Source organism: Streptomyces sp. NPDC002133 (genome assembly GCF_040296405.1).
In the GTDB taxonomy this organism is placed as follows: domain Bacteria; phylum Actinomycetota; class Actinomycetes; order Streptomycetales; family Streptomycetaceae; genus Streptomyces.
Window position 1 is genome coordinate 35,648 of the sequence record NZ_JBEOXF010000059.1, and the last position, 12,039, is coordinate 47,686.

The 12,039-nt window shown below is 69.5% G+C and carries 7 protein-coding genes; 1 reads left to right on the forward strand and 6 read right to left on the reverse strand.

Going from position 1 to position 12,039, the window contains the following annotated elements:
- Positions 1 to 45 precede the first annotated feature (45 nt).
- From ABT078_RS34700 to ABT078_RS34720, 5 genes are read right to left on the reverse strand one after another with little or no spacing between them, the layout of a single operon-like run.
- Positions 46 to 948 (reverse strand): hypothetical protein, encoded by a 903-nt coding sequence (locus ABT078_RS34700; RefSeq protein WP_351234975.1) that lies wholly within the window; start codon positions 946 to 948, stop codon positions 46 to 48.
- On the reverse strand, positions 945 to 3,398 hold the full coding sequence (locus ABT078_RS34705; protein WP_351234959.1) for a galactose oxidase early set domain-containing protein: 2,454 nt from the start codon (positions 3,396 to 3,398) through the stop codon (positions 945 to 947). Before ABT078_RS34705 ends, ABT078_RS34700 begins: the two co-directional genes overlap by 4 nt.
- Positions 3,398 to 4,603: a glycosyltransferase gene (locus tag ABT078_RS34710; RefSeq protein ID WP_502981458.1), complete on the reverse strand. Its 1,206-nt coding sequence runs from the start codon at positions 4,601 to 4,603 to the stop codon at positions 3,398 to 3,400. The genes ABT078_RS34705 and ABT078_RS34710 overlap by 1 nt, the downstream gene beginning before the upstream one ends.
- Positions 4,600 to 6,240 (reverse strand): glycosyltransferase family 39 protein, encoded by a 1,641-nt coding sequence (locus tag ABT078_RS34715; RefSeq protein WP_502981460.1) that lies wholly within the window; start codon positions 6,238 to 6,240, stop codon positions 4,600 to 4,602. Before ABT078_RS34715 ends, ABT078_RS34710 begins: the two co-directional genes overlap by 4 nt.
- Positions 6,237 to 7,454, reverse strand: coding sequence for a glycosyltransferase (locus tag ABT078_RS34720; protein WP_351234971.1), 1,218 nt, complete (start codon positions 7,452 to 7,454; stop codon positions 6,237 to 6,239). Before ABT078_RS34720 ends, ABT078_RS34715 begins: the two co-directional genes overlap by 4 nt.
- 1,309 nt (positions 7,455 to 8,763) lie before the next feature.
- Here ABT078_RS34720 and ABT078_RS34725 point away from each other — a divergent pair.
- Complete coding sequence (locus ABT078_RS34725; RefSeq protein WP_351234961.1) at positions 8,764 to 9,519, forward strand: dienelactone hydrolase family protein; 756 nt, start codon at positions 8,764 to 8,766, stop codon at positions 9,517 to 9,519.
- A gap of 428 nt (positions 9,520 to 9,947) precedes the next feature.
- Here ABT078_RS34725 and ABT078_RS34730 read toward each other — a convergent pair whose 3' ends face one another.
- Entirely contained in the window at positions 9,948 to 11,528 is a 1,581-nt protein-coding gene (locus tag ABT078_RS34730; protein ID WP_351234963.1) for a phosphodiester glycosidase family protein, read from the reverse strand.
- Between the last annotated feature and the right edge of the window lie 511 nt (positions 11,529 to 12,039).

The following is a 12,039-nucleotide window of genomic DNA, read 5'->3' on the forward strand; positions in this document are numbered from 1 at the left end:
GCGGACAGGACGGCCTTTCAGGCGTCGAGGAACGGATCGTGTGCCTCAGGTGATACCCAGGCGCGCCAGTACTCCGCTTCCGGCAGGGCTGGGAGGGCCTGAGCCGCCACTGAGCGGCGACCCCCACGTGGGGTCATGCCATGGGCTCCCGGCTGAGTGCTCGAGCAGGTGTTGTGCCGTGATCGGGGCGGTATCCTGCGGGGCCCCTACCGCAATCAGAGCGGCGGTGAGCCTCGCCGTCGCCTCGTCCGGTAGGGCATGCTCGGTGAGCAAGGGAAGCAGCAGCAGGAGGCGGGCAGCTGGGTCCTCGATCCCTTCGGCAATGGAGCTCGGACTGTCGACGATGCGGAAGAGTTCGTGCCACCTCAGTGAGTCACCCACCAAGTCCCCCTCCCAGCTGGCGATTTGCCGGGCAGTACTCCAGCTCGGATGGGTGAACAGGTAGTCGACGCCACAGTCGCCGACAAGGTTGCGGTAGACCACCACGGCCTCGTACCCGCCCTCAACAGGCACCCGGAACACCGGCCACCGCTCCGGGTCCATGAGCACCTCGGACATGGCATCGACATCAGCTCCGTCATCGCCGAACCACTCCGGCACAGCACCCGCATCGCGACAACACGGGCCCCACAAGTGGTGTGACCAGAAGCCCGGACGGGCGGCCAGTGGCTCCCCGGCAACCAGCGGGCCGCCGTTGTATCCCTCGATCAACACCCTGTAAGCCTGCCATTTGCTCCATCGGTTCGGGCACGGCAGGGGTAGCCGCGACGCTGACGACGCCGGTCGGCTACGTGGATTGGCGACCATCTCGGCTTCCACCCTCTGGTGTGTTTCCTGGCCAACACCGGCGAGGGCATGTCCGGGCAGCTGCGGGCCGGCAACGCCGGAGCCAACACCGCCGCCGATCACATCGCGGTGCTGGACGACGCGCTCGCTCAGCAGGGTCACCTGGGCGGCATGCGGTCGGTAGGGTCGCAGGCGAGGCCGTTCTTGTTCGGATCGAGCCGTAGCGGGTCGTCGACACCGTTGACCTTCAACGGCAGCTTGAAATCGTGTGTGCTCAGCCATGTGCAGCGGGCCTTCGGGGTGGCCTTGACGGTGTCCGGGAAAATGGTCGGGACGCAGAGGCCGGGGGTGCCGTAGCGGTTGTCGCAGCCGGAGACGCGGACGCCGACCGGTGCCGAGGCGCGCTTCTTCCCGGGCTTTCGGGGCTGGTTGGCCAGGTCCCTCGCGAAGTCGTGGATGTGCGGGGAGGGCTGGTCGGCACCGGCCGGCGTGGAGCGCAGCGCGGCGGTGCTCCCCTGGGCGTCCAGGTGGACCCACTTCGCGACCGAGGGAACGCCGTTCGCGTCGACCGTGAAGAGCATGTACCAGCCGGGCGGCGCCAGGTTCGGGTTGCTGGTGACGTTGAGGTCGATGGTGTTTCCGTCGACTGTCAGCGGCAGGTCGACGTAGCGCTGGTTGGGGTCGGACGAGTGGGTGACCGCGGCCGGGCGGATCAGTTCGGCCTTGGTGATGGTGCGGTCGACGGTGATCCGCTGGGTGCTGCCGTATGTCCAGTGGCTGTCGGCGATCGAGGTGATCTGTGGCCGGGGGCCCTTGAAGAGGTACGCCGGGGTGTAGATCGACACGTTGTGGTTCCAGGTGCCGTTGCCCGGGTTGTCGCCGGTCGCCATCACACGGCCGTCCGGCAGCAGAAAGGCCGAGGAGTGGTAGCCGCGGGCCTCGGGGTCGGCGGCGACGGAGTCGAAGGTCTCGGTCTGCGGGTCGAAGAGCGAGGCCTCGTGGACGGGGTCGGCCCGGTTGTGCAGGCCGCCGCCGGTCTCCAGTACCTTGCCATCGGGCAGTAGCACGGCGGAGACGTACATTTTGCCCTGGTTCCCGGTCTGTGCGACCGGGCCCGTGCCGAGGTCGACGGTGCCCTGGGGCAGCGGCGGGCCGGGCGAGTAGACGGGGTTCGGCAGCTTGAGGTCGATCAGGTCGGTGAGCCGGCTGGCGTCGGGATTGGTCTCGATGTTGCCGCCGCCGATCGTCAGCACCCTCTGGTCCTGGGCCGGGGGCAGTAGCACGCTCGCGGACTGGTCGCGCTCGTCCTTGTTCTGCAGACCGCTGATAGGCGTGATGGTGTTGGCGGTGTAGTCGTAGACCGCGGAGCCGGTGCCGGGTGTGCCGTTGCCGAAGACATGGCTGCCCGAGTAGAAGAGCCGCCCGTCCTGCATCAGGATCATCGACGGGTACAGGCCCCAGTACGACCAGGTCTGGTTCACCTGCCACAGCGGGAGCCACTGCTCCTGGTCGGCGGACCACCTCTCGGCGGTCACCGAGCCGGTGGAGTCCTCGCGCAGGCCGCCGAAGGACAGCACGTCGCCGTTGCCCAGGGCGGTGGCCGAGGGGTACCAGTGGCCGTCGTTGAGGTCGTTGGTCTGCGTGTAGCTCTCGGTGTCCGGATCGAAGACGTAGCTGTGCTTGAAGCCTTCGTAGCCGTGCGAGCCGTTCGCGGCGGGGTAGTCCTTGTTGCCGCTCATCACGAGCACCCGGCCGTCGGACAGCTGCACATGGCCTGAGCAGAACATGTCGTCGGGGGTGGGGATGACCTTGTACGTGCCGGCCTGGGGGTCGTAGACGGCGGAGGTGAAGGTGCCGGCCGCGAAGTTGTCGGTGTCGTTGCCGGAGCCGGCGATGAGCAGCACCTTGCCGTTCTTCAGCACGACGGAGTGCATCGAGCGCACCGGGTTCTGCATGGGCAGGACGTCCCACTTGCCGTCCTCGCACTGCGCGGGAGTGCCCGTGCAGACGGGCCCGGGGGTGGTCCCGCCGACGAGTTCGGCCATGTAGTCGTCGGTGGTGACGCTGCCGACGCCGTAGACCGACACGCCCCAGGTGAGCTGGTCGGTGCCGGGCGGGACCGGCGGGGTGCGCACCTCGGCCTTGTTCCACGCGGTGCTGACGGGCGGGTTCATGAGGTCGGTCCAGTACTGCCAGCCCAGCGTGGTGTCGTGGCGGAAGAGAGTGACCGAGGTGTCGGCGGTCGTGGACTTGTACCAGACCGACAGGTCGTACTGCTGACCAGCCGTCACATGCGGTGCGCAGTCGGCGGCCTCGGTCATCATCGCCTTGCGGTCGCCGTCGGCGCGGCGGGTCAGGGCGACAGTGACCGCATTGCTCCCGGTGTGGGCGTCGGAGGTGGTGGTGAAGGTGAAGTCGTTGTCGCCCCAGCCGGACTTCTCCCAGCAGGCCGGCATGTCATCGGTGCCGGCGCTCTCGAATCCGGGGTTGATGACGAGGTTGGTGCCGGCCTCGGCCTCCTGCGGGACCGACAGCAGGACGAAGGGCGCTGCCACGGCGGCGAGGATGAAGGCGGTGGCGGCCGCGAACGGCCCGCGTACGCTCCTGGGCATCAGGCCTCCTCGATCGTTGTGCGGCCCCGGCTGCTGCGGCGCGGCAGGTAGACCAGCATTTCGGTGCCCGCAAAGCGCAGGACGAAGGTGACCAGCAGCGCGAGCGCCGTGGCCGTGAGCACGTCCACGTCGAGGCGGCCGACGAAGACGGCGATCAGCGGGATGCGCAGCAGCAGATCGGCGTTGGCGAGCAGCGCGAACCGGCCCGCCCGGTCCGCCCAGTGGCGGTGCCGGCGCCGGTCGCGGAAGAGCAGCGACTCGATCAGCAGGAAGTTCCACAGCACGCCGAACTGGTTGGCGACGATCTCGGCCGGCACATAGTGCACACCCAGGGCGGTGAGCACGGCCAGCGCCGCCAGGTTCGGCACGAAGCCGGTGAGCCCGATCAGGCCGAAGACCAGCGTCCGCGCCACCGGGGACGCGGTGCGCAGCGCCACCAGATGGGCGAGGAAGCGCATCCCCTCCCGCGCGGTCGACTTGGAATCGCCCGCGTACCGGTTCTGGAAGACGAAGGGCACCTCGGTGACGGAGCGCGGACTGCAGCGCACGGCCAGCTCCAGCAGGATCTTGTAGCCGAGCGGGCGCAGCGCGCCGCTGTCCCGCTGGTCGCGCACCGCGTCGCGGCGGATGGCGAAGAAGCCGCTCATCGGGTCGCTGATGCCGCGCAGCGCCTGCGGGAACAGGCCCTTGGTGAGCCAGGTCGCGCCGCGGGAGACCGCGACCCGGTACGCCCCGGCCAGCCCCATGCGGCTGCCGCCGCCGGTGTAGCGGCTGGCCACGACCAGGTCGGCGCCCTTGCGGGTGCCCGCCTCGACGAGTTCGGGGACGAGGGACGGAGGGTGTTGCAGGTCGCCGTCCATGACCACGACCCATTCCGCGCGGGCGGCCTTCAGGCCCTCGACGACGGCTCCGCCGAGACCTCCCACCGGGGTGTCGCGGTGGATGACGGTGACGGGGAACGGGCAGTCGCGGGCCACCGCTTCGGCGATGGCGGGGGTGTCGTCGGTGCTGTCGTCGACGAAGACGACCTCGCAGCCGGTCAGCCGACCGGGCAGGGACGCGCCCAGCCGCGCCAGGAGTTCGCGGATGTTGCCGGCCTCGTTGAAGGTGGGGATGACGACGGTGACGGTGCCGGGCGCGGCCGGCGCTCCGACCCGCAGATCCTGGTCGTCGATCTCCTCCGTTCCGGTGCTGAACACGCTCACCCGGTGCCTCCGGCGATGCGGCGGATCTCGATGCGGTCCTCGCCCAGGCCGAAGACCGCGACCGGAGTGGAGTGCTCCAGTGCAGCCCTGACGGTCGGCAGATCGACGGCGTCCCGGCGCACCGTCGGGGAGGAGACCACGTAGTCGATGTCCCGCCAGCCGCGGGGCAGCGTCCTGGCGACGGCCGGGTCGAGGTCGGCTTTGTAGAACCAGATGGCGCCGTCACCGGGCTGATACCCGGCGTGGACGAGGTCGAGCCACAGGGCGTCGTCCACCAGCGCCCGGGTGCCGCCCGGGTCCGGCACGGCGTCCCGCATCCAGGCGGCGGCCGCCCGGTAGGGGGCATTGGCGTCGGCGGTCAGCGCGGTGCGGTTGCCCTCGTACCAGTGCGGTACGACGTAAGCGGCCGCTGCCGCGGCGAGCACGAAGGTGAGCCCCCAGCGGGTCGCCTTCAGCCCGCTGGGCTCGTCGACCTTGCGGCGCCTGCGCAGCACCGCGTGGGTGACGCTGGCGGCCGCTCCGGCGATGATCAGCGCGAAGAAGGGCAGCGCCTGGATCACGTACATGGCGGGCAGATAGCCCGACGGACGCATGGCGACCAGAGCAAGGGTCGCCACGGCGAGCGCGGGACCGGCCAGCGCCCTGGCCGTCACCGACCAGCGCATGACAGCGAGCAGCAGCACGGCGCCCGCGAGTCCGCCGAGCGGAAGCACGGCGTCGTAGTAGAGCCACGACTCGAGGACGGCGTGCGAGTCGGCGCCCGTGGCGAGGATGAAGCCCGAGCCATCGCGGCTCATCTGGTACTTGATGCCGTCGATCAGCGAGACGTGCCCATTCCCCGGGAACAGCTCACTGTTGAGCAGGGCATAGAGCGGATACCCCAGGCCGCTCAGCCCGCAGGCGGCCACCGCGCCGGTCACCGCGAACTTGCGGGTGTCCCGGTGGCTGTGCCGCCACATCGTCACCAGCAGCGCCGGCAGTACGACCAGCATCGTCTCCTTGCTCAGAACGCCAACGGCGCCGGCCAACCCGGCCCCGAAGTGGTGCCATAGGTGCCGGCTGGGGGACGCGGCCAGGCAGAACGCCAGCAGCATCCACATCACCGCGACGTTGTCGAGGAAGATCTCCCGCTGCAGCATCACCGACAACGGCGAAAGGCCGAACAGCGCCATGCCGAGCCCGGCCGCCCAGCGTGGCAGGCCCAGCCGCCGCGCCAGTACGAACAGCAGCACCGCGCTGATCCCGCTGACCAGCAGCATCGCGTAACGCATCGTCGCCACCGTCATGGTGGACGGGTCGATCAGCGAGGCCGGCCACGTGATGAGCGCGATCTGGATCCAGCCGGCCGGCGGGTGGTCGTACCAGTAGGTGTAGTGGGCCAGGCCCATGCCCTGCTGGACCGACCAGGCCTGAGCGATGTAGGTGCCCTCGTCGTCGCTGAACGTCGGGAAGCGCGTGATGTTCCAGCCCTGGACGGTCAGGATCACCGTCAGCAGGGCGCCGCACAGCAGCAGATCCGGGCGAGAGGTGCGGAAGCGGAATCGTGGAGCAGGGTTCTTCGCGACGGCGTGGGCGACGCCACGCGGCGCGGGCACAGCCGCGGTGGGCAGAGTAGCGGCGGGCCGGGTGACGGTCACCGGAGCACGTCCTTCCGGGTCGCTTCGGTGAGATGGGCGCCGACGTGATGGGTCAGCTCCCAGTCGTTGCGGCCGCGTTGCTCCCGCCACACCGCGCGCGTGGCGGCGCCGGCCAGAAGGAGCTGGTAGAAGGGGCCGCCCACGATGAGTTTGAGGTAGTGGACGAGACGTACCGGCAGGGCGTACTGGCGGCCGAAGTCGTGCAGTCCGACGATCTCGAAGACGAAGGTCACCATGGCGGCCAGGGCGGGCAGGAAGGTGACCACTGCGACGCCGACCGGGACGTCGAGGAACACCGCCACCGCGACGTTGACCGGGATGATCACCCCGGTGAACGCCTGGAAGAACGGCGTCATCAGGGTGTAGCGGGCGAGCATCCGCTGCCCCAGGGTGGGCAGTTGCTGCCAGTCCCTTTTGCGGTACACCTGGAGGAAGCCCTGGTTCCAGCGGGTGCGCTGCTTCATCAGGCTCAGCAGCGTGCCGGGCGTCTCCTCGCGGGTGACCATCTCCGAGTCGTACGCGACGACCACTCGCTTGCCCTTGCTGGACAGCCGCACGCCCAGGTCACAGTCCTCGGCCAGGCAGTTCTCGTCCCAGCCGTCGGCGTCGCGGAGCACTTCGGTGCGGACGAAGACGGTGTTGCCGCCGAGCGGGATGAACCCCTTGAGGGCGTGCAGGTGCAGCCGGCTGCGGAACCAGAAGAAGTACTCCAGGCAGTTGCGCAGGCTGTACCAACTGGAGTGGAAGTTGATCAGCTGGACCCCGCCCTGCACGACGTCGGCGCCGGTGACGCGGAAGGCATGGTCCACGTGGGCGAGGAGGGCCGGATGGACCTGGTCCTCGGCGTCGAAGACCCCGATGACGTCGCCTCTGCAGTACGGCAGCGCGGTGTTCAGGGCCTTGGGCTTGTTCTTGACCGCGTTGGTGTCGACCACGACACGGACCCGGTCCGGGGCGACGGCCGCGACGCGCTCGGCGACCTCGGTGGTGCCGGGGTCGTCATGACCGACGATGACGAGGATCTCGTAGTCGCCGTGCGTCGATGTCAGCAGACCGTTGACGGTGTGCTCCAGGACCGCCTGCTCGTGCCGAGCCGGCACCAGCAGGGAGAAGGACAGGCCCGCGTCCCCGTCGGGCCGCGCGAAACGGGTGGCCGCCAGCGTCTCCGGCGTACGCCAGGCATGCATCTGCCACCAAAGAGTGAACGTCGCCATCCAGAACAGCACCAGCGACGTGGCGGTGATGAGCGCGGAAAGCAAGAAGAGCCCTTCGGGTGGGCTGTTGAGCGCCACAGCTGTGAACGGATCCCCATGGGCTGGTGCCGTCGCGGAGTCGGCAATGAGAAATCTGGTCATGCTCTCGTTTCCTCGTCGCATGCGCGCGCCCCGGGCGCGTACCTGCGAAATACGGGAATCCGCACGTCACGGCAGATTTGGTGTGTGGTGGTGGTTCTGTGTACGCGGCTGAATCGCCCTGCACGCCGGTCCGCTGGGACGGAGACAGAAAAGTAGAACTAAACGATTCGGCGATCCGTCCGGTCGGCGCGGACTACTACGTCAGGGGTCGGCGACCGCCTCGGGACCCCAAGAGGTCCAGGAAATTGCTCAGAGTGTGCCGATGGCGGTGCGATTGACCACTTGTGCACCCCAGGCGCTTTCTCCGTGCGGCCTCACCTGCGACGCAAGCCGAGCGGATCCGAGTGGCCCGCGCCCTGCGACTGCCCTGGTACTGCAACCGGAAGCGGCCTTGCCCTTAAAATGGGAAGCTTGCGTATTCGCGGGCTCGTCGCGAAGGCGTCCTCCGGGACAACCTGAGGCATGGCCGGCCGTTTCCTCCGCCCATTGGCCAGGACCTCGGGGCTGGAAGCAGCCCCGCGGACTCGCTGTCGAGTTTTTGCGCGTCGAGCATGGTGATTCCTCTTCGTGACGGGCACTGGAAGGCGTATTCGGGCACACGCAACCCTGTCCGGCATCATTGGACGATGTGTCCGGCGGGATTGGACGCTAGTTGCTGTGTGTACTGCCATGCAAGCCGCTCCTGCGGGAGATTTCCGCGTCGATTTCACGGAATGGAGAAACCAACAGGTGAGCGGCTCATTGGTCCTGCACGGCCATCGGTGGACGTGGACTCGGGCTCACTCGTACGAGTCAGTCCAGGCCGCTGCTTGAGCAACACCTTCCACCTGGAGGCCTCCATCGCTCAGCGACGGCTCGGCGTCCACCGGACCGGCCGGGCCCCCGGCCGGGCTGGCTGATGCTCCTCGATCGCCGACTCCCGCAAGTGACGGTCCCTGATCTGCGTGAACGTGGATCGGGGCCGTTGTTGTGCGCCGGTCGTTGTCGTCCGCCGCCATCAGCGCCATGGCCCGGAGGAACTCAGCCGTTTTGGCTGCAGCCCTAGCTAGCGTGGTCCTGCGGCGTGCAGCGGTGACCCACCGCCTCCCAGCCGGCCTGCCCGCTGGAAGACATCCCGGGCAAGAGGAACAAGACCCTGCCGGGGCCGACGTGAAAGAGGAACAACACCATGACCGATGTACAGGGATCCACCGTCGACATCCCCACTGCGGACGGCACCGCGGACGCCTACTTCGTCCACCCCGGCGACCGTGCCGCCCGCCCCGCCGTCCTGTTGTACATGGACGCGTTCGGGCCGCGGCCCCAGCTTCGTGCGATGGCCGACCGCCTTGCCGCGGCCGGCTACACGGTGCTCGTACCCAACGTCTTCTACCGCCATGGCCGGGCCCCGGTGGTACCGCTGCCAGACGTCATCGGCAGCGACAACCGTGCGGGCTTGTTCGAGCAGCTCCTCCCGATGTTGGGCGAGCTGAACCCCGATGTGGTGGCCTCCGACGCGGACGCGTATCTGACCTGGCTGCGATCGCGGCCCGAGACCGACGGCGCCCCGGTCGGCATGACCGGTTACTGCATGGGCGCCCGCCTCGCCCTGCTCACCGCGGGCAGCCACCCCGACCAGGTCACCGCCGCGGCCGGCTTCCACGGCGCCGGCCTGGCCACCGACGCCCCCGACAGCCCGCACCTGCTCGCCGACAAGATCACCGCAGAGTTGTACTTCGGACACGCCGACCACGACGCCGGCAACCCGCCCGAGCAGCAGGCCCGCCTCGACCAGGCCCTCACCCGAGCCGGAGTCCGCCACCACGCCGAGGTGTACACCGGCGCTGTCCACGGCTTCACGATGGCGGACACCGAGGCGTACGACCAGCAGGCGGCCGAACGCCACTGGAGCGCATTGCTGGACCTGTTCAGCCGCAACCTGTGACGGCAACCAACGACCGACGCAAGGGGGATGGCGGGTGAACGGCTGGACGGGTGAGGAGTGCGGCGACGCAGTGCCCCCAGTCCGGGGAGGAGACCACGGCCGCCGCGGTGCGCCTCCACGCACGCCCGGCCGGACACCGCCGGGGCCGGCGGCAGCCCCGGGTGCTTGACGAGGCAGGACGCTGACCGTGCCGATGCTGCTTGCGTTCCCGCCTGCGATGTGGGGAAAACGCGGTCCGCCGCTCTCTCCGGGATCACCGCACCTGGGCGCGGCACGCGCTCACCCGGAGCGCACATGTCCTGCCTCGCCGACACGGGTGCGGCGTGCGGGTAGACCGAACCGAAGTGCTGCCATGCGGGGGTGGGCCGGTAGGCCCGAGTGGCCTGTCGGGGCGTGGGAAGTCCCCGACAGGCCATGTGGTTGCCGTGTTACGGCAGGATCTGGATGGTGTCGCTGACCGGGCGCTCGCCCGCCGCGTCGGACGGCATGTTGACGACGGAGCCGCCGACGACCATGGTCGTCGAGCCGCCGCCGTCGAGGTTGAGGGCCTGGATCGCACCGATTGAGCGCATGAAGCGGGCTGCCTCGCCGAGGGTGAAGCCCTCGCTCACGCCGGGCCGGCGGCCGTCCACGGTGACCAGGAGCAGTCGGCCGCGGGCGTCGATGCCGGCCAGGGTGCGGGGCTGGCGGACGTTGGACCATGCGAAGCCGAAGGAGAGGTCCAGCGGGTCGAGCGTGCCCTCGGTTGCGGCGTCGATGTGGATCCGGCCGTTCTCCACGAGGGTGGGTGCGGCGCTGACGATGCTGTCGTCGGGGCCGAGCCTGACCTGCCGTCCTGCGGAGTCGCGTACGACCTCCTTGATCGCCACCGTACGGCCGGTGCGGGCGTGGCCGGTGAGCCACTGGGCCGCGCCGCCGATGCCCTGCAGAACGGCGCCGCCCGCCGGGACGCTGCCCCCGCGCTCGCCGACGGACACGACCCGTCCGCCGGCGTCCAGGACGACCTGGGTGCCCGTGCCCTGGGGGAGCGGGGCTGCGAACGAAGGCGTGAACTTCACCAGGTCGTCGGCGATCGTGCAGGTCGTGTCGTGGCGGGGCCTGTCGGTGGGCACGGCTCCAGGACGGCCGCAGTTGCGGACCTTGCCGGGAACTCGGTTGATGCCCTGCACCGCGTACGAAGCGGCCCCCGCCCGTACGGTGACGGTGGTCGACAGGTCGGCGATCCGGGGGCGCCTGCCGCCGTCCGCGAGGATCAGCGCGGCGCGCGAACCGACCGCCATCGACTCCAGCCTGCCGTCCACGGCGGAAATGCCGGCCACCGTGCCCTGGACACCGTCCGCGTCCGAGGTGATGAAGAAGCCGCCGTTGACGCCGACGAGGGAGCCGAGCTTCGCCGAGACCGCGGAGGTGCGCTCGCGGTCGGCGACGTTGCCGCCGTTGCTCGTCTCCACCGTGCCGTGGAAGCGTGCCGGGTCGATGACGGTGACGTGGACCTTTTCGGCGTCGGGGGCCTGCCGGCCGTCATAGCCGGACCAGTCCACCGCCGTACGGAGACCTGCCGCCGTCACTGCCGTGCCGGCCGTGTTCGCCTCGGCCTGGGTGGCGTACGAGCCGACGCGGACCTGCCAGCCCATCGTGCCGTGGGGGGTGTCCGTGTACGTGTCCCACACCACCTCTTCGATCCGAGGCTCGAACCCGGCGCGACGCAACTGCTCCGCAGTGGCGTCCGCCCAGGCGCGGTCCCCGAGCGGGGCCCACGTGGCTGCACCGGTAAGCCGGTTGGTGGCCGGAGCCTGGACGGTCACGGTCCAGACAGGTGTGGAGGTCTCGTCGTTCATCACGCCGGTGCGGACCTGAACGCCGGGCGCCACGTGCTGTGTCGTCCACCGTATCCCCGTCGGCGCGGAGGCGGACGTCGAGGAGGATGCCGAGGCGGTGCCCTGCGGAACGGCGGCGGCAAGCAGCAGGGCGACCCCCAGGGCGGCCCTGCGCCATCCGGCGTGCCTCATCCCTCGCGCTGTTTGGTGCGTTCGTACGGCTGCGTTGGACATTGGACTCCCTGACGGTCGCAGTTCCGGGGCGGCACATGAACCCTGGCCTTCCCATCGGCACATGGCAACCAGATGCGGAGTCGATCACCGTACGTGTGGCGAACTCCCAGAAGAAGCCCAGGTGACAAGTGGTCGACAGGGCGCGCTGGTCGGGCGCAGGCGGACCGGCGGGTAGGGGTGCGCGTCGAAGACGTGCTCCATCAGTCGGCGTTCGTCGCCGCAGGTCGCCGAAGCCGTACTCGTTCACCACGCTCGTCGGGGGCGGGGCGCCTGGCTGGACACGGCGCGCAGCACATCTGGCGAGTGCGCCGCATCAGACAACGTTCGCCCTTTTGTCGGCCGGTGGTGTCAGCTCGTGCTGAGTAGCGCGGCTTAGAGCGCCCGGCAGTAGGCGTGCGTCGTTGATGAGGGCGACCCCGGAAGTCGAGCAGGCACGAGCCATGGTGATCATGGAGTTCTTGACGCTCAG

What these genes read in the sequence shown, in the direction of transcription:
- ABT078_RS34730 (WP_351234963.1), bottom strand. Translation starts at nt 11,528, where the DNA reads ATGAGGCACGCCGGATGGCGCAGGGCCGCCCTGGGGGTCGCCCTGCTG.
- ABT078_RS34725 (WP_351234961.1), top strand. Translation starts at nt 8,764, where the DNA reads ATGACCGATGTACAGGGATCCACCGTCGACATCCCCACTGCGGACGGC.
- ABT078_RS34705 (WP_351234959.1), bottom strand. Translation starts at nt 3,398, where the DNA reads ATGCCCAGGAGCGTACGCGGGCCGTTCGCGGCCGCCACCGCCTTCATC.
- ABT078_RS34720 (WP_351234971.1), bottom strand. Translation starts at nt 7,454, where the DNA reads ATGGCGACGTTCACTCTTTGGTGGCAGATGCATGCCTGGCGTACGCCG.